Origin of the sequence: Pseudacidovorax sp. NFM-22 (genome assembly GCF_021401245.1) — a bacterium.
In the GTDB taxonomy this organism is placed as follows: domain Bacteria; phylum Pseudomonadota; class Gammaproteobacteria; order Burkholderiales; family Burkholderiaceae_C; genus Xenophilus.
Window position 1 is genome coordinate 325522 of the sequence record NZ_JACBFY010000004.1, and the last position, 23878, is coordinate 349399.

A 23878-nucleotide genomic window follows, 5' to 3' on the forward strand; every position below is an offset into this window, starting at 1 on the left:
CGTGTGTGCGCCCGGCTCAGCCTTCGTGGGCGCCGAACATGGCGCGGGCATAGTCGATGCCCAGGCCGTAGGCACCGGCGAAGCGCCGGGCGATGCCGGTGGTCATGTCGTAGGTCTCGCCGCGTGCCCAGTCGCGCTGGAGTTCGAGCAGGTACTGCACGGCGGTCATGGGCCGTGCGCCGGCCTGCACCATGCGCTGCATGGCGCGCTCGTGCGCCTCGGCCGAGACATCGCCGCAGGCATCGGCGATCACGTAGACCTCGAAGCCCTGCGCCAGGGCCGACAGCGCGGGGCCGACGATGCACACGCTGGTCCACAGGCCGGCCAGCACGATGCGGGGCTTGCCGATGGCGTTCACGCGGGCGATCACGGCCGCGTCTTCCCAGGTGTTCATCGAGGTGCGGTCCAGCATCGGCTGGCCGGCGAAGGCCTCGGTGATTTCGCTGAACATGGGGCCGGAGAAGCTCTTCTCGGCCACCGTGGTCAGGATCGTCGAGACGCCGAAGCCCGCCGCCGCGCGCGACACCAGGGCCGCATGGTTGCGCAGCGTGGCGGCGTCGATGGAATGCGTGGCGAAGGCCATCTGCGACTGGAAGTCGATCAGGATCAGCGTGTGGTCCTGCGGGTTGAGCAGGGTGGGGCCAGGGGTGGCGGTGGCTTGGAGGGGCATGGTGAACTCCTGTTCTTGAGCTGAGGAATCGGGCCGGATGCTCGGCGGCGCAACGGCACTTGTCTTGTCGATTGGTCTGGCGTTTTGCACGTTTGCCGGGCGCGGATGCGCGCCAGGCCGACCGAGGACGCGGTGGGCGCCATCGAAATCCTTCATCGATGGATCGCCGGTCCACGCCTGGCCGCCGTGCTTGTGAAACCGAGGCGTTGAAGGAATCATCGGCGGCCCGTCCGGGCCTGTTGGCGAGTTTTTCCGTTCGCCAGCATCGAAGTTTTCGATGATCTGCCCTACCCAAGGATCGCCATGCTCAAGCTCACCCTCGAGGCCATCGAACTGGTCGACGCCATCGACCGCCATGGCTCCTTCGCCGCCGCCGCCACGCGGCTGAACCGGGTGCCGTCCACCGTCTCCTATGCCGTGGCCCGGCTGGAGGAGCAGCTGGGCCTGCGCCTCTTCGAACGGCAGGGCCCGCGCGTCGAACTCAGTGCCGCAGGCCGCGAGATGCTGGACGAGGGCCGCTGGCTGCTCGGCGCGGCGGCCACGCTGGAATCGCGCATGCGGCAGGTGGCCACGGGCTATGAATCCGAGCTGCGGCTGGTGCACGACTCGCTGATCCCGACCGAGGCGCTGATCGACGACCTGCGCGACTTCGAGGCCCTGCGCTGCGGCACCCGCCTGCGGCTGGGCTGCGAGGCCCTGTCGGGCAGCTGGGAAGCCTTGCGCGATGGCCGGGCCGACCTCGTCATCGCCGCGGGCGAGGGGCCGGCCGGCGGGGGCTACCAGGTGCATCCGGTGGGGGCGCTGGACTTCGTCTTCTGCGTGGCGCCGCAGCATCCGCTGGCGCGTGCCAGGCCGCCGCTGCGCCGGGCCGACCTGGTGGCGCACAACGCCGTCGTGGTGGGCGACACCGCCCGCTCGCTGTCGGACCGAACGGTGGGCCTGATGGCGGGGCAGCCGCGCATCACCGTGCCCTCCATGACGGCCAAGATCGCCTGCCAGCGCAGCGGCCTGGGCCACGGCTTCCTGCCGCGGGCCTGCGTGGAGGCCGACCTGGCACGCGGCAGCCTGGTGGCGCTGGAGATCGAGGAGGCCCGGCCGCCCGAGGTCTTCTACCTGGCGTGGAAGACCGGCGCCGAGGGCCGCGCCCTGCAGTGGTGGCGCGAGCGGCTGCGACGCCCGCTCGTACCGGCGCTGCTGCCGCGCAGTGTGTGATCCGACCCGGCCCCTTGGCGCTTCGGGGCCACTCCGATCACGGATGATCGGGGCCCCACACCGGAACAAGGCGTACGCATGCCCGACAAGATCCTCGTCCTCTACGGTTCCTACCGTGCCGACCGCATGGGCATCCGCCTGGCGGACTACATCGTGGCCCAGCTCAAGGCCCGAGGGGCGGAGCCCGAGCTCATCGATGCACAGGCCGTGGGCCTGCCGATGCTGGACCGCATGTACAAGGAATATCCCAAGGGCCAGGCGCCCGCGGCCATGGAGGCGCTGGCCGGCAAGATCCGCGACGCCGATGCCTTCGTCTTCGTCACCGGCGAATACAACTGGGGCGTGCAGCCGGGGCTGAAGAACCTCACCGACCACTTCCTGGAGGAATGGTTCTGGCGGCCGGCGGCCATCGCCAGCTATTCGGCCGGCCGCTTCTCTGGCGTGCGCTCGGGCACGGCCTGGCATTCGATCCTGTCGGAGATGGGCATGGTGGTGATCTCCAGCACGCTGGCGGTGGGCCCCATCTCGCAGACGCTGGACGAGGCGGGCGAGCCCACGGGCGATGCCGGCAAGTCGCTGGCCAAGGCCTTTCCGCGCTGGGCGGACGACCTGGCCTGGTGGACGAATGCGGCGCGGGTGCAGCGGGCGACGCAGGCGCCGCCGTATTGAGGCGAGCCGTGATCGTCTCGTTGGCGCAGGGCTGTTGCCAGGCGATCGGGGTTCGCCCCGGCTTCGACAGGCTCAGCCCGAACGGTCGGGGTGCATCAGGCTGAAGTGCCGGGTGGCATCCGCTTGAAGGCGGGTTGCATCAGCCTGAGCTGCCGGCTTGCATCGACACGAAGCGCTGTGCGGCCTTAGCCCACACGGGTCGAGGAACGGCCGCGCCGCAGCAGCGCTTCCAGTCCCTCGAACAGCAGCTCCGACACCAGCGCCAGCGCCGCCGCCGGCAGGGCGCCGGCCATCAGTAGTGCACGGTCGTTGAGTGCGAGGCCGGTGACGATGCGCTCGCCGAAGCCGCCCGCGCCGATGAAGGCCGCGATGGTGGCCGTGCCCACGGCGATGGTGGTGGCGGTGCGCACGCCGGCGATCAGCGTGGGCAGGGCCAGCGGCAGTTGCACCAGCCGCAGGTTCTGCGCCCCGGTCATGCCCAGGGCGGTGCCGGCCTGGGTGAGGCCCGCGGGCACCTCGGCCAGGCCGGTGACGGCGTTGCGCATGATCGGCAGCAGCGCATAGAGCGTGAGGGCCACCAGCGCCGGCAGCGTGCCGATGGCGCCCAGCAGCGAGATCAGGATGGCCAGCAGCGCCAGCGAGGGCACGGTCTGCAGCAGCCCGGTCAGGCCCAGCACCAGCGCCCGCAGCCGCACATGGGCGAACACCGCCATCGCCAGCGGCACGCCGATCAGCACCGCCAGGCCCACCGACACGGCCACCAGCATCAGGTGCTGGCGCGCGAGGCGGCCCAGGTCGGGCCCGAAGAGCTTGGCGACGAAGCCGCGCGCGGCCTGCGCGTCCTGGTCAGCGCCGCCCGCGAGGAAGTCGCGTGCGATGTCCGCGAAGCCCACGCCCTGCAGTTCGGCCCGGGCGTTCATGTGGATCATGGCGGCCTCGTCGATGCGGCCTTCCAGCTTCTGCAGCGCGGCCCAGGCCGCGGGCAGGCGCTCGGGCAGGTCCAGGCGGTAGAGCAGCACCGCGTCGTAGCGCGGGAAGTAGTGGCGGTCGTCCTCCAGCACCGTGAGGCCCAGGTGCTCGATCTTGGCGTCGGTGGTGTAGATGTCGATCGCATCCACCTGGCCGGCGCCGATGGCGTCGTAGGCCAGGCCATGGTCCAGCCCGGTGGGCCGCTGCGGCAGGCCATAGCGCGCCGCCACGCCGCGCCAGCCGTCGGCGCGGCCGATGAATTCGTTGGTCAGGCCCAGGCGCAGTTCGGGGTGCTTCGCCAGATCGCCCAGCGTGCGGATGCCCAGGCGCTTGGCCTCGGTGGCGCGCATGGCCAGCGCATAGCCGTCGTTGAAGCCCAGCGGCACGGCCATGCCCAGGCCCAGCGGCTGCAGCGCGGCGCGCATCGCGTCGGGCGCGAGCGGCTTGGCGCTCTTGAGGATCTCCAGCGCGATGGTGCCGGTGTATTCGGCATAGAGGTCGATGCCGCCCGAGCGCAGCGCCTCGTAGACGATGGCCGTGTTGCCCAGGCCCTGGCGCACGGTGGGCGGGCGCTGCAGATGGGGCGCGGCCGTCTGGGCGAGCACCTCGGCCAGGATGTACGACTCGGTGAAGCGCTTGGAGCCGATGCGCAGCTCGCCCGCCTCGCGTTGCTGCGCCCAGGCGGCCTGCATGGCGAGCAGTGGCAGCAGCAGGAAGGCCAGCCAGAGGCGCAAGCGTGAAGAGCGAGGGGCGGTGGTCATCAGGCCAGTATGGCCGGGTCGCGCGGAGGGTGGCAGTGGCCGCGCCGCCGCCCGGGACGTCAGCGGCCGTCGCCTTGCCGCTCTTCGGGTATGGCCCCCTCTCCCCTTGCGGGAGAGGGCTGGGGAGAGGGGGCTGCAGCGGTTGAGATGCCCAGGGTTGCCTGCGCGCGCGCGCTGCCCCCCTCTCCCCAACCCCTCTCCCGCGAGGGGAGCGGGGCTCAGCATGACGCGTGGCCTGGACCGAGACCTGTCAGTACGCCGTGCGAACAGGCGCCGCACCCGCCTGCCGCCACCGCGCCGCGCTCGCATCCAGCGCGCCGCGCAGGGCCACCAGGTCCAGCGCCGTCGCCACGAAGAGTGCGCCCAGTTCCAGGCATTGCCGCGCCCGCGACTCGTCCACCATCAGGATGCCGGGCGCCTTGCCCGCCGCGCGGATGCGGCGGATGGCGTCGTCGATGGCGGCATCCACCTCCGGGTGGCGCGGGTTGCCGGCGTGGCCCATGCTGGCCGAGAGGTCGGCCGGGCCGATGAAGATGCCGTCCACGCCCTCGACCGCGGCGATGGCCTCGATCTGGTCCAGCGCCTCGCGCGTTTCCACCTGCACCAGCACGCACAGTTCCTCGTGCGCGCGGGCCACGTAGTCGGTGGTGCGGCCGAAGTTGCTCGCGCGCATGGAGCCGCCCATGCCGCGCAGGCCGGCCGGCGCATAGCGCGTGGCGGCCACGGCGGCGCGGGCTTCTTCGGCGTTCTGGACGAAGGGCAGCAGCAGGCTCTGCGCGCCCACGTCCAGGTAGCGCTTGATGAGCACCGGGTCGTTCCACGCGGGGCGCACCACCGGCGCGCAGGGCGCGCAGCCGGCAGCCGGCTGGGCCGCCGTCACGGCCTGCAACTGCTGCAGCATCAGCGGCACGTCGCTGGGCGTGTGCTCGGTGTCCAGCAGCATCCAATCGAAGCCGGCGCCGGCCACCAGCTCGCTCACGTAGGGCGAAGGCAGGGTGGACCAGACGCCGATCTGCGGCCGGCCCTCGGCCAGGGCCTTCTTGAAAGGGTTGGGAAGCAGCGCCATCGCCATCCTCAGCCGAAGTGGCAGGCCACGCTGCCGAAGTCGCCGTAGTCGGCCACGATGGTGTCGCCCTGCGCCACGTCGATGGGGCGGATGAAGGAGCCGGCCAGCACGACCTCGCCCGCCGCCAGCGTCACGCCGTGCCGGTGCAGCCGGTTGGCCAGCCACGCGATGCCATGGCCCGGATGGTTGAGCACGCCGGCAGCCAGGCCGGTCTCTTCCACCTCGCCGTTGCGGCTGACGATGGCGCCGATGCGGCGCATGTCGATGTTCAGGGCGTCGGGCCGGAAGGGCCGCCCGCCCAGCACGATGGCGGCATTGGCCGCGTTGTCGGCGATGGTGTCCAGCACGGTGCGGGTGCGGCCGGTGGCCGGGTCCACGCGCTGGATGCGCGCGTCCAGGATCTCCAGCGCCGGCACCACGTAGGCGGTGGCGTCCAGCACGTCGAAGAGCGTGCAGTCGGGCCCGGTCAGCGGCTTGGCGAGGATGAAGGCCAGCTCGGCCTCGACCTTGAGCTGCAGAAAGCGCCCGGCCGGGATGGTGGCGCCATCACGGTAGAACATGTCGTCCAGCAGCACGCCGAAGTCGGGCTCGTCGATGCGTACGGCCCGCTGCATGGCCTTGGAGGTCAGGCCGATCTTGTGACCCTTGACCGTGCGGCCGGCTTGCTGCTTGAGCGCCATCCACGCGGCCTGGATGGCATAGGCGTCGTCCGTGGTCATGCCGGGATGGGCCAGCGACAGCTGGCCGCAGGGCACGCGGCTGCGCTCGGCTTCCTCCAGGCGTGCGGCGGCCTCGCGGCAGGCCTCGGGGCTGAGGGTGGTGCTCATCGCGGCTCGGCTTCCACCACGTTGCGCAACACGCCGACGCCGGTGACCTCGACCTCCACCACGTCGCCCGGCTGCAGGAAGCGCGGCGGGTCGAAGCGGATGCCGGCGCCGATGGGCGTGCCGGTGGCGATCACGTCGCCGGGCAGCAGCGGCGTGAAGGTGGACAGGTAGTGCACCAGGTAGGCGAAGTCGAACATCAGGTGCTCGGTCGTGTCGTCCTGCCGCGCTTCGCCGTTCACACGGGTCTGCACGCGCAGGTTGCCGAAGCCGGCCGGGTACTCGTCGGCCGTGACCAGCCAGGGACCGATGGAACCCGAGCGGAACCAGTTCTTGCCCTGCGTGACGTTGAACTTGGCATGGTGCACCCAGTCGCGGAGGGTGCCTTCGTTGATGCAGGTGAGGCCGGCGATGTGGTCCAGCGCAGACTCGCGCGCGATGCGCCGTCCGCCCTGGCCGATCACGATGCCGATCTCGCCTTCGTAGTCCAGCTGCTGCGACTCGGCCGGCTGCAGCAGCGCCTCGCCGTGGCCGCAGAAGGAGTCGGGCACGCGCATGAAGATGCTCGGATAGCGCGGCAGGTCGCTGCCGTCCTTGTACTCGGCATTGCGGTGCGCGTAGTTGACGCCGATGCAGAAGATGCGGCGCGGTTCGCGTACCGGCAGATCGAGTTGCACGTCGGCCAGCGCATGGTCGGCATTGGCGCCGGCCCAGGCCTCGCGGGCCTGGGCCATGGCGGCCTCGCCGCCGGCCAGCAGTTCGCGCACGCCAGCAAGGGTGGGCAGGCGGCGGCCCAGGTCGATCACGCCGTGGCCGGATGCATCGAGGGCGCCCCAGCCGGCGCGGCCCTGGTGGGTAAAGCTCAGCAGCTTCATGCGGCCACCTCCGCGTGGGCGTCGAAGCCGAAGAAGGCGGCGGCGTTGTCCACCAGGATGCGGCGCAGCATGGCCTCGTCGGGCACGAAGCGGGTCAGCAGGTCGAGCAGGGCGCCCTCGTTGGGGGGCTGCTTGAGCGAGATGGGATGCGGCCAGTCGCTGCCCCACACGCAGCGATCCGGCGCGGCGTCGATCAGGCGGCGCGCCAGCGGCACCACGTCGTCCCACGGCTCGCCGCTGTGCGAGAGCTTTTCGGAGAGCGACAGCATCACCCAGAAGTTGCCGCGCTGGAACAGCTCCAGCAGGCAGCGCAGGCTGGCATCGGACTCGCCGGCAGCCGGGTCGGCGCGGCCCATGTGGTCCACCAGCACCGGCACGTCCAGATGGGCGAAGGCCTTCATCTGCTCGGCCACGCCCTTGGGCTCGGGCTGCACCTTCACGTACCAACCCAGCTCGCGAACGCGGCCCAGGGCGCGGTCCATCTCGGCGGGGCCGAAACTGATGCCCAGGCCGCCGCGGGTGAAGCGGGCGCCGCGCACGCCGGCGTCGTGCAGCTGCTGCAGGTAGGCGTCGTCGCGCTCGATCAGCACGGCCGCATTGGCGCAGCCCATGTAGCGGCGCGGGCCGTCGCCGTTGAGGCCGGCCAGCGCATCGAGCACCACCTGGTGGTCGGCGCCGTAGGTGGTGGCCTGCACGATCACGCCGCGCTGGATGCCCAGCGTGGCATGCAGGCGCTGGGCCACCTGCCAGGTGGCGGTGGGCATCTCGTAGGCGGCGCCGGGGCGCACGGGGTAGCGCTCGGGCGGGCCGAAGACGTGGAACTGGCTGTCGCAGGCCAGCGGCGGCAGCGGCTTGGCCGGCGCGCGCGGATGGGGGTCGAAGGGCAGGTAGTCGGGCATGGGGGCAGTCGGGCGGATCAGGCGATGTAGGCGGTGAAGACGCACTCGATGAGCTTGCCCATGTCGAGTTCGGGTGCGTGGATGGCATGGCGCGCAGGGCGCGTGGCGGCGTCGGGGAACATCTCCAGCCAGGGCACGTTGAGGGCGGGCCGCTGGCTGCGGTCCTTCATCCACACCGTGACCTTGACCACGTCGGCCGTGCTGCCGCCGGCGGCCTCGACGATGCGGCGCAGGTTGTCCAGCATGTGGCGGCACTGGGCCTCGATGCCTTCGGCGACCTGGCCGGTGGCCGGGTCGGTGCCCAGCACGCTGCCGCTTTCGACCAGCGGGCCGATGCGGCAGGCGGCGGGAATCGGGTTCTTGTGGCTGAAGCCGCCCACGTAGACGGCGGTGCGGCCGGCGGGCGCGGCGCGCCCCAGGCTCACTGGGCCGTGATGTTGGCCTGCTTGATGATGGGGATCCATCGCTTGTCTTCCTTGTCGAGGAACTGGGTGAATTCGGCGGGTGTCATCGCGCGGGCCTGCGAGCCCAGCACGTTGAAGCGCTCCTGCACGGCCTTGTCGGCCAGGATCTTCTGCAGCGCCTGCGAGAGCTTCTGCACGATGGCGTCGGGCGTGCCCTTGGGCGCCATCAGGCCGGTGAAGGTCTCGGTGCTGAAGTCCTTGAAGCCGGACTCCTGCAGCGTGGGCACGTCGGGCAGCTGCGGCAGGCGCTGCGGCGAGGTGACGGCCAGCGGCCGCGTGCGGCCCTGCTGGATGAAGGGCTGGGCCACCGACACCTGGTCGAAGTTGAAATCCACTTGGCCGCCCAGCAGGTCGGTGGTGGCGGGGGCGTTGCCCTTGTAGTGCACGGTGACCCAATGGGCGCCGCTTTCGCGCTGCAGGTATTCGCTGACGAGGTGGTTCTGCGTGCCGGCGCCCGGCGAGGCCATGGTGAGCTTGTTGCCGGGCTTCTTGCCGGCATCGATCAGCTCGCCGATGGTCTTGTACGGCGTCGAGGGGCTGACCTGCAGCACCAGCGGCGTGAACGAGACCGAGCTCACCGGTACGAAGTCGCGCCGCCATTCGTAGGCGTCGCGCTTGAAGATGGTGGGCGAGAACAGCAGCGGCCCGTTGGCCGTCATGAAGAAGGTGTAGCCATCGGGCGCCGCCTTGGCGACGTACTCGCCGGCGATCAGCCCGCCCGCGCCGGGCTTGTTGTCCACCAGGAAGGGCTGCTTGAACTGGGCCTGCAACTGGTCGCTGATGATGCGCGCGGCCCCGTCCACGTTGCCGCCGGGCGGGTAGGGCAGCACCAGGCGCACGGGCTTGTCGGGCCAGTTGCCCGCGCCTTGCGCCTGGGCCGCCATGGGGGCGAGGGAAAGAAGGGCGCCGGCGGCCGTGGCCGCGGCCAGGCACAGGGCCTTGGATCGATGCATGGTGTGTCTCCGTTGGGCTGCTCGGGCAGCGTTCGCAATGGCCCCACTGTAGGAAGCGATGGCATGAACCTGCAATGCGAACATCGCAGATAAGTCCATGATGTGGACTTTCCTGGAGGCTGGACTGGCCGCCGGCCGGGGGTCGTGGCTACGATCCATCGGCAAGCCGCAGGTGGTCGCGCCTTCGCCCTGCAGGCCTGCGACCGAGCAAGAGAGACAACAAGGAGACACGCTTGACCTTCCTTCCAACGCGCGTGGCCCATGCGCTGGCCTGGCCGCTCATGGGGCTGTTGATGGCCGGCTGTGGCAGCGGCCGCCCCGGGGTTCATGACACCTCGTCCTCGACGGCAGGACCGCTTCCCCAGCTGGGGCAGGCGTCGCCGGGACGGCTGCAGGCCTGTGAATCGCTGGCCCAGTCCATGGCCGATCCGCACACCACCATCACCGCCGCGACGCGCGTGCCTGCGGGCCGCCTGAAGGTGGCGGGTGCGGAGGTGGGCGAGCACTGCCTGGTGACCGGCCGCATGTTCGACCGGATCAGCCCGGTGGATGGACAGCGCTATGCCATCGGCTTCGAGATGCGGCTGCCCGTCCAGTGGAATGGCCGCTTCTTCTATCAAGCCAACGGCGGCACCGACGGCAATGTCGTCCTGGCCACGGGCGAGATTGGTGGCGGCGGGCCGTTGACCAACGGGTTGCGCGAAGGCTTCGCCGTGCTCAGCTCCGATGCGGGCCATGCCAGCAACCAGAACCCGCTCTTCGGCCTCGACCCGCAAGCGCGGCTGGACTACGGCTACCAGGCCGTCGGCAAGCTCACGCCCATGGCCAAGGCGATGATCCGCGCCGCCTATGGCCGGCCGGCCGATCGCTCCTACATGGTCGGCTGCTCCAACGGCGGGCGGCACGCCCTCGTCGCGGCCTCGCGCTATTCGAACGAATACGACGGCATCCTGGCCGGCAACCCGGGCTTTCAGCTGCCGCGCTCCGGCGTGGCCATGATCCACACCGCGCAGCAGTTCAGCCGGGTCGCCACCGATCCCGCCGACTTGGCGACGGCCTTCACGCCCGCCGAGCGGGCCCTGGTGGCGCGCACCATCCTCGACAAGTGCGACGCGCTCGACGGTGCGCGCGACGGCCAGGTCAACGCCATCGCTGCCTGCCGCCAACGCTTCGACCTGGTGCGCGACGTGCCGAGTTGTCGCGGCGCGCGCGATGGCCAGTGCCTGACCGAGCCCCAGAAGCAGGCACTGGCCAGCATCTACCGGGGCCCGCAGGACAGCCGGGGCCGCGCGCTGTACACCGCCTTTCCCTACGACCCGGGTCTGACCTCGGCCAACTGGGCGCAGTGGCGCTTCGCCTTTCCGCTGACGCTGTCGGCGGGCAACATGGCCGTGCTGTTCCGCACGCCACCGGCGTCCGCGGAGGTGCTGAAGAACCGCGCCGCCTTCGCGCTTGGCTTCGACATGGACCGCGACGCGCCGCTGATCGAGGCCACCGACGCGCGCTACACCGATTCGGCGATGGCCTTCATGGCACCGCCTCACGCCACCGACCTGCGGGCACTGCGCGAGCGCGGCGCCAAGCTGATCGTCTACCACGGCATGGCCGATGGCACCTTCTCGCCGCTGGACACGGCGCGCTGGTACGACGAGCTTCGTGCTGCCTCGGGGCCTGCCGAAGCGGCGGACTTCTCGCGCCTCTTCCTCGTTCCCGGCATGGCCCATTGCGGCGCCGGCCCGGCCACCGATCAGTTCGACCTGCTCGGCGCCCTCGTGGCCTGGGTCGAGCGCGGGCAGCCGCCCGACGCCGTGGTGGCGCAGGCACGCGGGCCCGGCAATGCCGGCGGCGCGAATGCCGATGTGCCCGCGGACTGGTCGCCGACGCGCACCCGGCCACTGTGCGCCTATCCCGCCTTTGCCCAGTACAAGGGCCAGGGCAGCCTCGAACGGGCAGACAGCTTCGTCTGCCGCACGGCCGACTGAGGCCTTATCTTTCACGGACACCTCCATGCAGATCGACCCCCACACCCTCACGCCCGAAGCCACCTACCGCCTGCTCAGCGGCTTGGTGGTGCCGCGGCCCATCGCGTGGATCAGCACGCTCTCGCCCACCGGCGTGGTCAACCTCGCGCCCTTCTCCTGCTTCACCTTCGTGTCGAACAAGCCGCCGCTGCTGGGCGTCAACGTCGGCCGCAAGGCTGGCCGGCGCAAGGACACGGCGGCCCACATCCACAGCCGCGGCGAGTACGTGGTGCACATCGGCGATGCCTCGCAGCTCAACGCCATCCACGAGAGCAGCGAGGAGCACCCCGAGGACGTGAGCGAGGCCGAGCTGCTGGGCCTGGCCACGCTGCCCGGCGAGACGGTGACCGTGCCGCGCCTGCGCGATGCGCCGGTGGCCATGGAATGCCGGCTGTCGCAGGTCATTCCCTTTGGCGACACGGGCGCGGAATTCATCGTCGGCGAGGTCACGCGCTTCCACCTGCGCGACGGTCTGATGAACGACGGCAAGGTCGAGACGCTGGCGCTCGATCCCGTCTGCCGCATCGGCGGGCCCAACTACGCCACGCTCGGTCGCATCGTCACGCTGCGGCGCATGCAGCAGACCGAGAAGTCGGTCGTCTGATCCCACCGCATCACGAATGCCCGGCAGCGAGACCGCCACCGCACCGACCAGCGGCGCCCAGTCCGTGCGGCGCGCGCTGGCCGTGCTGCGCATCGTGGCGGCCGGGCAGGAGCACGGCGTGCGCCTGCTCGACGTGGCCCAGGCCACCGGCCTGAACCGCGCCACGGTGCACCGCCTGCTGCAGGTGCTGGTGGAAGAGGGCGCGGTGGAGCAGGACGCCGCCACGCGCCGCTACCTGATCGGTGGCGAGGTCTCGCTGATGGGCCTGGCGCGCTCGGCCGGCTTTCCCTTGCGAGCGGTGGCCGCCCCGCATCTGCAGGCCCTGGCCGAGGCCGAGGGCGAGACCTGCTTCCTCACCATCCGCAACGGCGACGACTCGGTCTGCCTGGCGCGGCATCCAGGCAGCTATGTGGTGAAGGTGCTGTCCATCGAGGTGGGCGCGCGCCGGCCGCTGGGCGTGGGCGTGAGCGGCCTGGTGCTGCTGGGCGGCCTGTCCGACGACGAGCGCGCCGACACCATCGCGCGCAATGCGCGGCGGCTGCGCGCCCTGCGCATCGAGCCCGAGGAACTGCGCCAGCGCCTGCGGCTGCTCCAGCGGCGCGGCCATGCCTATGCGCCGGTGGGCGTGGTGCCGGGCACGCGTGCGCTGGCGGTGCCGGTGCGGCATCCGGATGGGCAGATCCTCGCCGGCCTGGCGATCACAGCCATCCGCGAACGGCTGCCGGACGAGCGGGTGCCGAAGCTGGTGCAGGCCATGGAGCGGCACGCCCGGCTCATCGGCCAGCAATGGGCGCAGCGGGAGCAGGCGCGTCGGCGCTGAGCGCGTCGGGCGCTGCCCGGTCGCCTTGCAGGTGTTCGAAGCCTTCGCACGCCCCGCGCGAAATTCGGCGCTTCCCGGCATCGGGCCGGCTGCCTAGCATCCGCACCCGCGGGCGCCCGGGGGCGACAAGTCTCCAGCCCCTCGACGACGACACCCTCCTTCGAAAGACCCTTGCCGATGTCCTCTTCCACCTTCTCCTGGCTGCGCATGGCCGGCGTGGCCCTCGTGGCCGTGCTGGCCGCTGGCTGCGCCTCCACCCAGAGCGCCGCGCCGACGGCGGCTTCGACGACCGCTGCGCCGGCGCCCACCGCCGCCGCACCCGTGCGCGTCAAGGTCTTCGTGGCCGCCATGTTCGAGATCGGCCAGAACACCGGCGACCGCGCCGGCGAGTTCCAGCACTGGTACGAGCGCTACTGGCGCAGCAGCGCGCCCATCGCGGTGAAGGGGGCGCTGAGCCCCGTGTACTGCAACGCCGACGGCGTCTGCGGCGCCGTGCTGGGCATGGGCAAGGTCAATTCTTCGTCGTCGATGCAGGCCATCCTGCTCGACCCGCGCTTCGACTTCTCCGAGTCGTACTACATCCTGTCGGGCGTGGCCGGCACGCCGCCCTCGCGCGGCACCATCGGCATGGTGAGCTGGGCCACCTGGCTCGTCGACTACGATCTGGGCCACCGCTGGGCACCCGAAGAGAACACGGCCGGCGCGCCCACCTTCATGCCGCGCAAGGGCTACGAGAACTACCGCCGCTTTCAGCTCAACCCGGCCCTGGTCGGCTGGGCCGTGAAGCTGTCGGCCGACACGCCGCTGGCCGACGACGACAAGGCCCGCGCCTACCGGCTGCGCTACCCGGACGCCGCGGCCCGCCGTGCGCCCTTCGTGGGCACCGGCACGCACATGACGGGCGACACCTTCTTCCACGGCCCCGGCCTGTCGAAGGAGGCGCAGTACATCGCCAAGCTCTACGGCGCCGACGACTATGTCATCACCGAGATGGAGGCCGCGGCCATCACGCTGGTCATCAACCGCACCCACGGCACCAGCCGCGTGATGAGCCTGCGCGGCGCCGTCAACTTCGACCAGGGCAACCCGCGCGAGACAACGCTGGCCCATCTGGACCCGGCCCCGGGGGAGACGGCGGGCGGCTTTGCCGAGACGGTGCTGAACATCGAGCGCGTGGGCTCGCGCGTGGTGGACCACATCGTCGCCAACTGGCCGCAGTGGCGCGGCGGCGTGCCGCCGATGGCGCCCTGAGCCTGGCTTGTCCTGGGCTTGTCGAAAGGGTCGAGGGGCTTGTGGCCCGGCTTCGACAGACTCAGCCCGAACGGACTTGGGTTGACTGAACGGCCTTGCCCCTTGCCCCTTGCGTTTCGGGGCGGAGCGGACCGGCATCGCAAGACTTGCGCCGCCGCTACAGTGCCGGCATGCATGCCAGCGTCCTCAAGTACTTCGTCGAAGTGGCCCGCTGCGGCTCGGTGCGCAAGGCCTCCGAGCGGCTCTTCGTCGCGGCCAGTGCGGTCAACCGCCAGATCCTCAAGCTGGAAGAGGAACTGGGCTGCGAACTCTTCGACCGCCTGCCCGCCGGCCTGCGCCTGAACCCGGCGGGCGAGCGCCTGCTGCGCCATGCGCAGGAGACCCTGCAGCAGTACCAGCTGGTGCGCACCGAAATCGATGCCCTGCGCGGCGAGCGCAGTGGCGAGGTCAAGGTGGCGGCCATGGATTCCTTCTTCGAGGAGCTGTTGCCCGCCACGCTGGAGGAATTTCTCCAGGTCTTTCCCGCCGCCACCTACAGCCTGGCCGCCGTGCAGCCCATGGCCGTGCCGCCGATGGTGCTGGCCGGCGAGGCGGACCTGGGCCTGTGCTTCCTGCATCGCCTGCCAGCCGGCGTGGACGTGGTGGCCCGCGCCCGGCTGCCGCTGGGCTTGGTGATGCCGCCCGGCCATCCCATGGCGGCGCTGGACGAGGTGCCGCTGGACGAATGCGCGCGCTATCCCTTCCTGCGCTCGGGCACCCAGCCGGTCATCGACGCGGCGCTGTCGCCCGCCTTCGCCGCCTTCTGGGAGGCGATGACGCCGGCCGCCACCTGCAATTCCACGCCGCTGCTCAAGCGCCTGATCCGCGCGGGGCGCGGCGTCTCGTGCTTCTCCAAGATCGCCTTCATGCAGGAACTGGCGCGCGGCGAGCTGGTGTGGCGGCCGTTCGCGCTGCCGGCGGTCAACGCCTTGCAGGTGGGCGTGCTGCTGCCCTCGCAGCGCAGCGTGCCGGGCGTGTGCCGCGACTTCGCCGAGCGCATGGCGCGGCGGCTGGCGCAGCTGGAGCGGGCGGCGAGCGCGCTGTAGCCGAAGTCCGCGCCCTCTGCGCCATGTACTGAGGGGCGGAACACGGTCTTCCTCCCTCTCCCCTCGCGGGAGAGGGCCGGGGAGAGGGGGCGCCGCGCACACGCAGCGCCCCGACGCGGGCCCCTCTCCTACGGCCGCTACCGCCGCAAGCCGATGCCCGTTGCCGACCACAACGCGCTCCCGAAGCGGCCTTCCGCCGTCAGCATCACCTCTTCCACTTCCTGCCCAACGATGCCCAACAAGACCGCCGACCGCGACGCCGCCCCGTCCCCTCGCCGCCGCCAGCATCACCCGCCCAGCGTGGTCGGCGCCCATCACGGCATGCTGGAGCTGGCCTCGGTGACCATCGCTGGCTACAACCTGGAGGTCAAGGACGAGGAGGGCTTCATCGGCGACCGGGCCAGCCAGGGCGCCTTCCGCGACCTGCTCGACGACTGGCGCCGTCGCTACCGCGAGCGCGGCGAGGCCGACCCTTTCGGCAGGCTGCCCTCGCGCAAGCTCAGCAAGAAGCGCATCGACAAGGCGCTCGCGGATTCGCCCAACGTGGGGGCCGACCTGGTCAACGGCGCCATCGAAGAGTTCGCCTTCGAGCTGACCCACATCATCCAGCGCTTCATGCGGCAGAAGTCGTGGAAGGGCGTGCAGCGCATCGTGGTGGGTGGCGGCTTTCCCGAGAGCGATGCCGGCGAGCGCGCCATCCTGGAGGCCGCGGCCCTGTGCCATGTGCAGGAGTTGCCCGTGCAACTGGCCCGCCTGCGCCACGAGGTGGACGACGGCGGCCTGATCGGTTGGGTGCACCTGGCGCCGGCGCACTTCGTGGAGCACGACGATGCGTTGCTGGCCCTGGACATCGGCGGCACCAACGTGCGCTGCGGCGTGGTGCGCTTCCGCCGCGACAAGGCCGAGGACCTGTCGCGCGCCGACGTGGTGTGGCGCGAGAAGTGGCGCCATGCGGACGACAAGCCCAGCCGCGCCGCCCTCGTCGAGCGGCTGGCCCAAATGCTGGAAGAGGCCATCGAGTTCGCGCACCGCAAGAAGATCAAGCTGGCGCCCTTTGTCGGCATCGCCTGTCCGGGGCTGATCCGCGAAGACGGCACCATCGCCCGCGGCGCGCAGAACCTGCCCGGCGACTGGGCGGCCGACACCTTCCACCTGCCCACCCGGCTGCGCGAGCGGCTGCCGCTGATCCGGCACCAGCCCACGCAGGTGCTGATGCACAACGACGCGGTGGTGCAGGGCTTGTCCGAGCTCCCTTTCATGCGCGACGTCAAGCGCTGGGCCGTGCTGACCATCGGCACGGGGCTGGGCAATGCGAGCTACGTGAATGCGCGGGTGGTGAAGGCGGGGGCGAAGAAGGGGTGAAGGCGCGACGGGGCAGGGCTTCGACAGGCTCAGCCCGAACGGTGGAGCGGCTGCATTTCCTGTTCATCCGCACCCGTTCGCACTGAGCCTGTCGAAGTGCCGCTCCGCCCCTCACAAGCCCGCGTCCAACCGCATCAGAGCTGAAAGGCGATGGTCAGCAGCAGACCCTCAGCCACATCCCGCACCAGCCCCGGCCGCCGCGGCCGGTAGGGCTGCCCCGCAGCCGCCAGCGCCTCCACCCAGTCCGACAGCCACGCCACATCCTGCGGGTCGTAGAACACCGTCGCGGCCTCGTGGTTGAGCAGCAGGCTGCGCAGATCGAGGTTGATCGACCCGCACAGGGCCAGGTCGTCGTCCACCACCACCGCCTTGGCATGGGCCATGAAGGGCAGCATGCGGAACTGCACGCCGGCCCGCGCCAGGTCGCGCATGGCGCGGCTGCGCACGAAGTCGGCCATGCGGTGGTTGGACCGTTGCGGGATGGCCAGCGTCACCTGCACGCCGCGCCGCGCTGCCAGCCGCAGGGCATCGCGCAGCCCGTCGCCCGGCACGAAGTAGGGCGACACCGCCAGGATGCGGTGCTCGGCATGGAAGCAGGCGCCGATCAGCAGCGATTGGGCCGTGTCCTCGGCCTGGTCCGGCCCGCTGGGCAGGAACTGCACCAGGCGGCCCTCGGACACGTCCTCGATGGGCGGCACCGTGCGCGGCGTTTCCTCCTGCACCGAGGCCCAGTCCTGTGCGAACTGCCGGGCCGCTGCCGCGGCCGCGTCACCTTGCACGTCGAAGGACAGGTCGACCCAGGGCCGCTCGCCGTCGCCCTTGCCGGTGAAGTACTCGCCCGCCAGGTTGCGTCCACCGCTCCAGAGCCAGCGGTCGTCGGCGATGGTGAGCTTGCGGTGATTGCGCAGATTGCGCGGGCCCCCGGCGCGCAGGCGCAGCAGCGGCCGGAATACGCGGACCTCGCCACCGGCGGCACGCAGCGCATCGAAATAGCGGCGCGGCAGCTGCAGCGCGCCGAAGCCGTCCAGCAGCACGCGGACCTGCACGCCGGCCCGGGCGCGGGCCGTGAGCCGCTCGACCACGGCCTGGCCCAGCGGGTCGCTGCCGATGATGAAGGTGCACACGTCCAGCCGCTGCTGCGCGCTGTCGATGACGGTCCAGAGCGCCTCGCGTGCAGCCTCGCCGTCACCATGGAAGCGCAGCGCGCAGCGGCTGGGCGGCGCCAGGCCGAAGCTGTCCAGCAGTTCGGCCGCCCAGTGGCCGGGCAGGGCGGCCCGCGCGGGGCGAGGCGGCACGGTGGGCCGCAGCTTGCGCTGGCCGAACATCAGGTAGGCCGGCAGTGCCAGGTAAGGCATGAGCAGCATGCCCAGCACCCAGGCGATGGCGGCGGTGGGCGCCCGCTGCTCGCGCCGGCCTCGGGTGGTCAGCACATACACGAGCAAGGCCAGCGCGACGGCCAGGAAGTGCTCGGAGATGCTGGGCAGCCAGGGCGCGAAGGAGTGGAGCATGGGCCGAGCTTCGCATACCCGGCGGCGGCCCCGGGCTCGGCGTCGTTTCCCTTGCGGAAGAAGGCGGGCGCCTCTGGCTTTGCTCCCTCTCGCCTTGCGGGAGACGGCCGGGGAGAGGGGGCTGCGGCGCTTGCGCGGGTCCAGCCTTGGTCGTCGGCGAGCCCCCTCTCCCCAACCCCTCTCCCGCGAGGGGAGAGGGGCTCAGGCACGGCTCAGTTCCCCCAGACCTCTTGCGCGGTCTCGATCACCAGGCGCAGCTTCTGGCGCTGCGCTTCGACGGCGATGTTGTTGCCGTGCACGGTGGACGAGAAGCCGCACTGCGGTGACAGGGCCAGCTGCTCCAGCGGCGCATGCTTGGCGGCCTCGTCGATGCGGCGCTTGAGGTCGTCCTTGCTTTCCATCTCGCCGAACTTGGTGGTCACTAGGCCCAGCACCACGGTCTTGCCCTTGGGCAGGAAGCGCAGCGGACGGAAGTCGCCGGACCGGTCGTCGTCGTACTCCAGGAAGAAGGCGTCCAGGTTCATCTCGGCCAGCAGGGCCTCGGCCACGGGCTCGTAGTTGCCGGCCGCGGCGTGGGTGCTCTTGAAGTTGCCGCGGCACAGGTGCATGGCCAGCAGCATGCCTTCGGGCTTGTGCGCCACGACCTTGTTGATGAAGCCGGCATAGCGGTGCGGCAGCTCGTTGGGGTCGTCGCCGCGCTGGCGGGCGGCCTCGCGCATCTTCTCGTCGCACAGGTAGGCGAGGTTGGTGTCGTCCATCTGCACGTAGCGGCAGCCGGCGTCGTAGAGGCTCTTGAGCTCGTCGCCATAGGCCTTGGCCACGTCGTCGTAGAAGGCCGGGTCCAGCTCGGGGTAGGCCGTCTTGCTGATGCCGGCCCGGCCGCCGCGGAAGTGCAGCATGGTGGGCGAAGGGATGGTCACCTTGGGCGTGCAGCTGGCGGCCACCTGGCCCTTGAGGTATTCGAAGTCGGCGCGCTGGATGTCCTTGGCGTGGCGGACCTTGTCGATGACGCGGATCACCGGCGGGGCCAGCTCTTCGGTGCCGTCGGCCTTCTTGACCGTGACCGGGATGTCGGTCTTGACGCCGCCCAGCTGCTCCAGGAAGTCGATGTGGAAATACGTGCGGCGGAACTCGCCGTCGGTGATGCTCTTGAGGCCGACGTCCTGCTGGAACTTGACGATCTCGGCGATGGCCTTGTCCTCGACCTCGCGCAGCGCCTCGGCGCCGATCTCGCCTTTGGCCTTCTTGTCGCGGGCCTCCAGCAGGTATTGCGGGCGCAGGAAGCTGCCGACATGGTCGTAGCGGGCGGGCAGTTGCATGGTGTCTCCTGAGAGGGAAAAAAAGAACGCCGCCCTGCGGAGGGCGGCGTAAGGATCGTAGCCGCTGACTCTTCTGGATCAAAGGGCCGCGTAGCGGCCAATGCCAGTCAGTTAACCCGTTCGCCCTGAGCTTGTCGAAGGGCTTTGATCCGCAGTGCCCTGGCTTCGACAGGCTCAGCCCGAACGGTCCGTGGTTAACTGACTGGCATTGCGCGCAGCGGCTTGAGGGTGCCTCACAGATCCAGGACAAGCAGCGGCGTCTTCGACCGCGAACAGCACGGCGTGAACTGGTCGTTGGCCGCCCGCTCGTCGTCCGTGAGGTAGCAGTCGCGGTGGTCGGGCACGCCTTCGAGCACGCGGGTGATGCAGGTGCCGCACACGCCCTGTTCGCACGAGACCATGATCTCCACGCCCTCGGCGCGCAGGGCCTGCACGATGGTCTGGTCCTTGGGGATGCGGTAGGTCTGGCCGCTGCTGGTGAGCTTGACCTCGAAGGGCTGGTCGCCGCTGGTGTCCTGCGCCGCGGCGGCAAAGTACTCCAGGTGGATCTGCTGCGCCGGCCAGCCGTTGGCCTTGGCGGTGTTCACCACGTGGTCGATGAAGCCGCCGGGGCCGCAGACGTAGATCTGCGTGCCGGGCTCGGGCGTCTTGAGCAGCTCGGCCACGCGCAGCTTCTGCGCTTCGGGGCCGTCGTCGTGGTGCAGGTGCACCTTGTCGGCGAAGGCGCTGGCGGCGATCTCCTCGCGGAAGGCGGTGCGGGCGGGCGAACGGGTGCAGTAGTGCATCTCGAAGTCCGCGCCCCAGGTGGCCAGGCGCTGCGCCATGCACAGGATGGGCGTGACGCCGATGCCGCCGGCCAGCAGCAGGCTGCGCGGCGCATCGTGCAGCGCGAAGTGGTTGCGCGGCGCGCTGATGGTGAGCACGTCGCCTTCCTTGACCAGGTCGTGCACCGCGGCCGAGCCGCCGCGCGAGGTGGGCTCGCGCAGCACCGCGATGCGGTAGCGGTGGCGCTCGGCCGCGCTGTTGCACAGCGAATACTGGCGCACCAGCCCGTTGGGCAGGTTGACGTCGATGTGCGAGCCGGCGCCGAAGCCCGGCAGCGGGCGCCCGTCGGCGCTCACCAGTTCGAGCGAGACGATGCCTTCGGCCTCCTGCGACTTGCGCTGGACGCGGACCTGCAACGACGTCATGCAGCCACCGCCTCGCCGGCCGGTGCACGCTCGGCCGCCAGCAGGCGGTCGATGATGCGGCGCGACTGCACGCCGCCGGCATCGATGTTGAGCATCAGCAGGCGCCGTGCCGGATGGGCCAGCAGCGAGCGCTGCTGGGCTTCGAGCATCTCGGTGTCCTCGGCGAAGACCTTGCCCTGGTTCTCGCGGATCTGGGCCGTGAGGGCCTCGTCCTTGACGTTGAAGTTGCGCGCCATGCCCCAGAAGTACCAGTGCGAGGTCTCGGTCTCGGGCGTGATGAAGTCCACCACGACGCTGTAGACCTTCTTGTCGGCCGGCGCGTGGTAGCCCCCGTGGCCGGCCAGGGCCACGCCCACTTCGATCATCACGTGGCTGGGCGGCGTGAAGCGGCAGACCTGCCAGCGGTCCACCGGCTGGTCGTCCGGCAGGCCGTTGCCGCGCAGGTTGGCCTGCCAGAAGGGCGGGGCCATCACGTTGTCCATGAAGCGGCTGGTGACCACCTGCTCGCCCTCGGTCTTGGTGGTGACCGGCGTCTCGTCGATCTCCTTCTGGCCGATGCTGGTGCTGTGCACGTAGGTCTCGTGCGTCAGGTCCATCAGGTTGTCGATCATGAGCCGGTAGTCGGCCTGGATGTGATACAGCCCGCCGCCGTAGGCCCAGTCCGGGTTCTGCGCCCATTCCAGGTGATGGATCTTGGCCGGGTCGGCCTGCGCCTGGTCGCCGGGCCACACCCAGATGAAGCCGTAGCGCTCTTCCACCGCAAAGCGCTTGATGCAGGGAAAGCCGCCGACGCGCTGGCCGGGCATGGAGATGGTCTTGCCCTCCTCGCCCATCACCAGGCCGTGGTAGCCGCAGACCAGCTTGCCTTCGCACACCTGGCCCAGCGACAGCGGGGCGCCGCGGTGCGGGCAGAAGTCTTCGAGGGCGACCACGCGGCCACCTTCGCCGCGGTAGAAGACGATGCGCTCGCCGCAGATGGTGCGGCCAAGCGGCTTGTGGGCGATCTCATCGGGGGTACAGGCCACGTACCAGGCGTTCTTGGGAAACATCGGGGGTCCTCGGGAATCGGCTTGGGAATGGCGCGATTATGGAAAGCGGGATGGTCGATGTATACAGAACACTCCTTCAAATCGACCAAAACCTAGGGAAAACCACGAAATAGTGCTTTGATCTTTGTCGCAATGTATACAGATAGACTCGGCCACCATGCACGACGCTGCCCTTTCCAACCCTGCTGACGCCGGCGCCTCCCAGGCGGTGCGGGCCCAGTTGCGGCTGCGGGAAATGATCCTGGCGGGCGAACTGCCGCCCGGCGAGCGCGTGGGCGAGGTGGCCATCGTCGAGAAGCTGGGCATCTCCCGCACGCCCATCCGCACGGCACTGGTTCGGCTGGAGCAGGAAGGTCTGTTGCAGGCGCTGCCGCACGGCGGCTTTGCGGTGCGTTCCTTCTCCGAGCGCGAGGTGTCCGACGCCATCGAACTGCGCGGCACGCTCGAAGGCCTGATGGCCCGGCTGGCCGCCGAGCGCGGCGCGGCGTCTGCGCTGCTGGCCCAGGCCGACGAGAGCCTGGCCGACATCGACGCCGTGCTGGCCCGGCCGCGCCTGGACGACGCCGACTTCCTGCGCTACGTGGAGGCCAACCGGCGCTTCCACCGCCTGCTGGGCCAGATGGCCGACAGCAGCGTTCTGCAGCGCGAGCTGGACCGCGTGGTGCAGATGCCCTTCGCCTCGCCCTCGGGCTTCGTGGTGGTGCAGGCCAACTCGCCCCAGGCGCGCGACATGTTCATCGTGGCGCAGGACCACCACCGCGCCATCCTCGAAGCCATCCGCCACCGCGAAGGGGCGCGCGCCGAGGCGCTGGTGCGCGAACACGCACGCATCGCCCAGCGCAACCTGCGCGAGGCCATGCGCGACCGTGAGGGCCAGCGCCTGCCGGGCGTGGGCCTGATCCGGCCCGATGCGTCGCGGGCGGCCTGAGAAGGTGTCGTCTCGGTGTCTGCCCCCAAACCATCGCCCGCTGTGCGGTTCACAATCGCCGGCTCGACCGGCGCAGGCCCTGCGCCGAGCGCTTTCCGCGACGTGCCGCGACGTCCCTTCATGGGGCCCGCCGCGCCCGTCCTCCTCCCTTTCTGCTTCTTCTGACCCACGGAGACTTCCCATGCAAAAGCGATTGTTCGTCCAGGCCACGCTCGCGGCCGCGGCCCTGGCCAGCGCCCCGGCCTGGGCGCAGGGCGCGCCCTTCAAGATCGGCCTGATCCTGCCGATGACCGGCCAGCAGGCCTCCACCGGCCGGCAGGTCGAAGCCGCCGCGCGCCTGTACATGGCGCAGAACGGCGACACCGTGGCCGGCCGCAAGATCGAGCTGATCGTCAAGGACGACACCGGCCTGCCGGATGTGAGCAAGCGCCTGGCGCAGGAGCTGGTGGTCAACGAGAAGGTTAACGTGCTGGCCGGCTTCGGCCTCACGCCGCTGGCCCTGGCCGTGGCCCCCATCGCCACGCAGAGCAAGACGCCGCAGGTGGTCATGGCTGCCGCCACGTCGAGCATCACCGAGGCCTCGCCCTTCATCGTGCGCTCCAGCTTCACGCTGCCGCAGGTGTCGGTGGCCATGGGCGACTGGGCCCCCAAGAACGGCATCAAGAGCGTGGTTTCGCTGGTCAGCGACTACGGCCCGGGCAACGACGCCGAGAAGTACTTCACCGAGCGCTTCCAGCTCAACGGCGGCAAGGTCATCGAGAAGCTGCGCGTGCCGCTGCGCAACCCCGACTTCGCGCCTTTCCTGCAGAAGGTGCGCGATGCCAAGCCCGACGCGCTTTTCGTCTTCGTGCCCTCGGGCGCGGGCGCGGCGGTGATGAAGCAGTTCCTGGAGCGCGGCATGGACAAGGCCGGTATCAAGCTGATCGCCACCGGCGACGTGACGGACGACGACCAACTGGCCGACATGGGCGACGGCGCCCTGGGCGTGGTCACCTCGCACCACTACTCGGCGGCGCACCCGTCGGCGCTGAACAAGAAGTTCGTCGAGGCCTTCGAGAAGGCCAACAAGGGCATGCGCCCCAACTTCATGGCCGTGGGCGGCTATGACGGCATGCGCGTGATCTACGAAGCGCTCAAGGCCACCGGCGGCAAGGGCGACGGCCCGGCGCTGCTGGACAAGATGAAGGGCCAGATCTTCGAAAGCCCGCGCGGCCAGGTGCTGATCGACGCCCAGACCCGCGACATCGTGCAGGACGTGTACCTGCGCAAGGTCGAGAAGAAGGATGGGTCGCTCTACAACGTGGAGTTCGACGTGATCAAGGCCGTCAAGGACCCGGCGAAGAAGTAAATCGCCCCCAGGCTGCGCGGCCCTGAGGGCC

22 protein-coding genes are annotated in these 23878 nt (G+C 70.4%); 10 read left to right on the forward strand and 12 right to left on the reverse strand.

Translation table 11 applies throughout. The features are described from left to right. Positions 1–16: 16 nt before the first annotated feature. Positions 17–670 carry a hydrolase gene (locus tag L0984_RS16370; RefSeq protein ID WP_234194703.1) on the reverse strand — a complete coding sequence of 218 codons (654 nt, stop codon included), beginning with the start codon at positions 668–670 and terminating at the stop codon, positions 17–19. Positions 671–973: 303 nt separating this feature from the next. Between L0984_RS16370 and L0984_RS16375 the strand changes: the two genes are divergently transcribed. Then, positions 974–1882, forward strand: a complete 909-nt coding sequence (locus tag L0984_RS16375; protein ID WP_234194705.1) for a LysR family transcriptional regulator — start codon at positions 974–976, stop codon at positions 1880–1882. A 78-nt stretch (positions 1883–1960) separates the two neighbouring features. Next, positions 1961–2551: an NADPH-dependent FMN reductase gene (locus L0984_RS16380; protein WP_234194707.1), complete on the forward strand. Its 591-nt coding sequence runs from the start codon at positions 1961–1963 to the stop codon at positions 2549–2551. Between the two features lie 185 nt (positions 2552–2736). Here the strand turns inward: L0984_RS16380 and L0984_RS16385 are convergent, their stop codons facing one another. The 7 genes from L0984_RS16385 to L0984_RS16415 form a co-directional block, all read right to left on the reverse strand. Further along, on the reverse strand, positions 2737–4281 hold the full coding sequence (locus L0984_RS16385; RefSeq protein ID WP_370646027.1) for an ABC transporter permease/substrate-binding protein: 1545 nt from the start codon (positions 4279–4281) through the stop codon (positions 2737–2739). A gap of 250 nt (positions 4282–4531) precedes the next feature. Beyond that, positions 4532–5347, reverse strand: coding sequence for an aldolase/citrate lyase family protein (locus L0984_RS16390; protein ID WP_234194709.1), 816 nt, complete (start codon positions 5345–5347; stop codon positions 4532–4534). Between the two features lie 8 nt (positions 5348–5355). Next, the gene (gene hpaH, locus L0984_RS16395; RefSeq protein ID WP_234194710.1) at positions 5356–6174 is read right to left on the reverse strand and encodes a 2-oxo-hept-4-ene-1,7-dioate hydratase; all 819 of its coding nucleotides are present in this window, start codon (positions 6172–6174) and stop codon (positions 5356–5358) included. After that, positions 6171–7046 (reverse strand): fumarylacetoacetate hydrolase family protein, encoded by an 876-nt coding sequence (locus L0984_RS16400; RefSeq protein WP_234194712.1) that lies wholly within the window; start codon positions 7044–7046, stop codon positions 6171–6173. The genes hpaH and L0984_RS16400 overlap by 4 nt, the downstream gene beginning before the upstream one ends. Beyond that, positions 7043–7945, reverse strand: a complete 903-nt coding sequence (locus L0984_RS16405) for an amidohydrolase family protein (RefSeq protein WP_234194713.1) — start codon at positions 7943–7945, stop codon at positions 7043–7045. The genes L0984_RS16400 and L0984_RS16405 overlap by 4 nt, the downstream gene beginning before the upstream one ends. Positions 7946–7962: 17 nt before the next feature. Further along, on the reverse strand, positions 7963–8409 hold the full coding sequence (locus L0984_RS16410; protein ID WP_234194714.1) for a RidA family protein: 447 nt from the start codon (positions 8407–8409) through the stop codon (positions 7963–7965). Beyond that, positions 8367–9362, reverse strand: a complete 996-nt coding sequence (locus L0984_RS16415; protein ID WP_370646028.1) for a Bug family tripartite tricarboxylate transporter substrate binding protein — start codon at positions 9360–9362, stop codon at positions 8367–8369. The genes L0984_RS16410 and L0984_RS16415 overlap by 43 nt, the downstream gene beginning before the upstream one ends. A 281-nt stretch (positions 9363–9643) precedes the next feature. On the opposite strand from L0984_RS16415, the gene L0984_RS16420 reads away from it, so the two are divergent. From L0984_RS16420 to L0984_RS16445, 6 genes are all read left to right on the forward strand, one after another. After that, positions 9644–11344 carry a tannase/feruloyl esterase family alpha/beta hydrolase gene (locus L0984_RS16420; protein WP_370646051.1) on the forward strand — a complete coding sequence of 567 codons (1701 nt, stop codon included), beginning with the start codon at positions 9644–9646 and terminating at the stop codon, positions 11342–11344. A 25-nt stretch (positions 11345–11369) separates the two neighbouring features. Then, on the forward strand, positions 11370–11987 hold the full coding sequence (locus tag L0984_RS16425; RefSeq protein ID WP_234194718.1) for a flavin reductase family protein: 618 nt from the start codon (positions 11370–11372) through the stop codon (positions 11985–11987). 16 nt (positions 11988–12003) lie between these two features. Next, complete coding sequence (locus tag L0984_RS16430) at positions 12004–12807, forward strand: IclR family transcriptional regulator (RefSeq protein ID WP_234194720.1); 804 nt, start codon at positions 12004–12006, stop codon at positions 12805–12807. Positions 12808–12984: 177 nt separating this feature from the next. Further along, positions 12985–14058: a purine-nucleoside phosphorylase gene (locus L0984_RS16435; RefSeq protein ID WP_234194724.1), complete on the forward strand. Its 1074-nt coding sequence runs from the start codon at positions 12985–12987 to the stop codon at positions 14056–14058. A gap of 170 nt (positions 14059–14228) precedes the next feature. Then, positions 14229–15143, forward strand: coding sequence for a LysR family transcriptional regulator (locus L0984_RS16440; RefSeq protein ID WP_234194726.1), 915 nt, complete (start codon positions 14229–14231; stop codon positions 15141–15143). 231 nt (positions 15144–15374) lie between these two features. Then, the gene (locus L0984_RS16445; RefSeq protein WP_234194728.1) at positions 15375–16505 is read left to right on the forward strand and encodes an ROK family protein; all 1131 of its coding nucleotides are present in this window, start codon (positions 15375–15377) and stop codon (positions 16503–16505) included. A 134-nt stretch (positions 16506–16639) separates the two neighbouring features. Here the strand turns inward: L0984_RS16445 and L0984_RS16450 are convergent, their stop codons facing one another. From L0984_RS16450 to L0984_RS16465, 4 genes are all read right to left on the reverse strand, one after another. Further along, the gene (locus tag L0984_RS16450) at positions 16640–18013 is read right to left on the reverse strand and encodes a phospholipase D-like domain-containing protein (RefSeq protein WP_234194729.1); all 1374 of its coding nucleotides are present in this window, start codon (positions 18011–18013) and stop codon (positions 16640–16642) included. A 212-nt stretch (positions 18014–18225) separates the two neighbouring features. Continuing rightward, on the reverse strand, positions 18226–19332 hold the full coding sequence (locus L0984_RS16455) for a 5-methyltetrahydropteroyltriglutamate--homocysteine S-methyltransferase (RefSeq protein ID WP_234194730.1): 1107 nt from the start codon (positions 19330–19332) through the stop codon (positions 18226–18228). 233 nt (positions 19333–19565) lie between these two features. Beyond that, positions 19566–20522: a PDR/VanB family oxidoreductase gene (locus L0984_RS16460; RefSeq protein WP_234194732.1), complete on the reverse strand. Its 957-nt coding sequence runs from the start codon at positions 20520–20522 to the stop codon at positions 19566–19568. Next, positions 20519–21571: an aromatic ring-hydroxylating dioxygenase subunit alpha gene (locus L0984_RS16465; RefSeq protein WP_234194733.1), complete on the reverse strand. Its 1053-nt coding sequence runs from the start codon at positions 21569–21571 to the stop codon at positions 20519–20521. Before L0984_RS16465 ends, L0984_RS16460 begins: the two co-directional genes overlap by 4 nt. A 157-nt stretch (positions 21572–21728) precedes the next feature. Between L0984_RS16465 and L0984_RS16470 the strand changes: the two genes are divergently transcribed. Then, a complete protein-coding gene (locus tag L0984_RS16470; protein ID WP_234194734.1) occupies positions 21729–22499 on the forward strand; it encodes a GntR family transcriptional regulator in 771 nt (256 codons plus the stop codon). Positions 22500–22680: 181 nt separating this feature from the next. Further along, a complete protein-coding gene (locus L0984_RS16475) occupies positions 22681–23847 on the forward strand; it encodes an ABC transporter substrate-binding protein (RefSeq protein WP_234194735.1) in 1167 nt (388 codons plus the stop codon). Positions 23848–23878: the final 31 nt, after the last annotated feature.

What these genes read in the sequence shown, in the direction of transcription:
- L0984_RS16370 (WP_234194703.1), bottom strand. Translation starts at nt 670, where the DNA reads ATGCCCCTCCAAGCCACCGCCACCCCTGGCCCCACCCTGCTCAACCCG.
- L0984_RS16375 (WP_234194705.1), top strand. Translation starts at nt 974, where the DNA reads ATGCTCAAGCTCACCCTCGAGGCCATCGAACTGGTCGACGCCATCGAC.
- L0984_RS16380 (WP_234194707.1), top strand. Translation starts at nt 1,961, where the DNA reads ATGCCCGACAAGATCCTCGTCCTCTACGGTTCCTACCGTGCCGACCGC.
- L0984_RS16385 (WP_370646027.1), bottom strand. Translation starts at nt 4,281, where the DNA reads ATGACCACCGCCCCTCGCTCTTCACGCTTGCGCCTCTGGCTGGCCTTC.
- L0984_RS16390 (WP_234194709.1), bottom strand. Translation starts at nt 5,347, where the DNA reads ATGGCGCTGCTTCCCAACCCTTTCAAGAAGGCCCTGGCCGAGGGCCGG.
- hpaH (WP_234194710.1), bottom strand. Translation starts at nt 6,174, where the DNA reads ATGAGCACCACCCTCAGCCCCGAGGCCTGCCGCGAGGCCGCCGCACGC.
- L0984_RS16400 (WP_234194712.1), bottom strand. Translation starts at nt 7,046, where the DNA reads ATGAAGCTGCTGAGCTTTACCCACCAGGGCCGCGCCGGCTGGGGCGCC.
- L0984_RS16405 (WP_234194713.1), bottom strand. Translation starts at nt 7,945, where the DNA reads ATGCCCGACTACCTGCCCTTCGACCCCCATCCGCGCGCGCCGGCCAAG.
- L0984_RS16410 (WP_234194714.1), bottom strand. Translation starts at nt 8,409, where the DNA reads ATGGATCCCCATCATCAAGCAGGCCAACATCACGGCCCAGTGAGCCTG.
- L0984_RS16415 (WP_370646028.1), bottom strand. Translation starts at nt 9,362, where the DNA reads ATGCATCGATCCAAGGCCCTGTGCCTGGCCGCGGCCACGGCCGCCGGC.
- L0984_RS16420 (WP_370646051.1), top strand. Translation starts at nt 9,644, where the DNA reads ATGGGGCTGTTGATGGCCGGCTGTGGCAGCGGCCGCCCCGGGGTTCAT.
- L0984_RS16425 (WP_234194718.1), top strand. Translation starts at nt 11,370, where the DNA reads ATGCAGATCGACCCCCACACCCTCACGCCCGAAGCCACCTACCGCCTG.
- L0984_RS16430 (WP_234194720.1), top strand. Translation starts at nt 12,004, where the DNA reads ATGCCCGGCAGCGAGACCGCCACCGCACCGACCAGCGGCGCCCAGTCC.
- L0984_RS16435 (WP_234194724.1), top strand. Translation starts at nt 12,985, where the DNA reads ATGTCCTCTTCCACCTTCTCCTGGCTGCGCATGGCCGGCGTGGCCCTC.
- L0984_RS16440 (WP_234194726.1), top strand. Translation starts at nt 14,229, where the DNA reads ATGCATGCCAGCGTCCTCAAGTACTTCGTCGAAGTGGCCCGCTGCGGC.
- L0984_RS16445 (WP_234194728.1), top strand. Translation starts at nt 15,375, where the DNA reads ATGCCCAACAAGACCGCCGACCGCGACGCCGCCCCGTCCCCTCGCCGC.
- L0984_RS16450 (WP_234194729.1), bottom strand. Translation starts at nt 18,013, where the DNA reads ATGCTCCACTCCTTCGCGCCCTGGCTGCCCAGCATCTCCGAGCACTTC.
- L0984_RS16455 (WP_234194730.1), bottom strand. Translation starts at nt 19,332, where the DNA reads ATGCAACTGCCCGCCCGCTACGACCATGTCGGCAGCTTCCTGCGCCCG.
- L0984_RS16460 (WP_234194732.1), bottom strand. Translation starts at nt 20,522, where the DNA reads ATGACGTCGTTGCAGGTCCGCGTCCAGCGCAAGTCGCAGGAGGCCGAA.
- L0984_RS16465 (WP_234194733.1), bottom strand. Translation starts at nt 21,571, where the DNA reads ATGTTTCCCAAGAACGCCTGGTACGTGGCCTGTACCCCCGATGAGATC.
- L0984_RS16470 (WP_234194734.1), top strand. Translation starts at nt 21,729, where the DNA reads ATGCACGACGCTGCCCTTTCCAACCCTGCTGACGCCGGCGCCTCCCAG.
- L0984_RS16475 (WP_234194735.1), top strand. Translation starts at nt 22,681, where the DNA reads ATGCAAAAGCGATTGTTCGTCCAGGCCACGCTCGCGGCCGCGGCCCTG.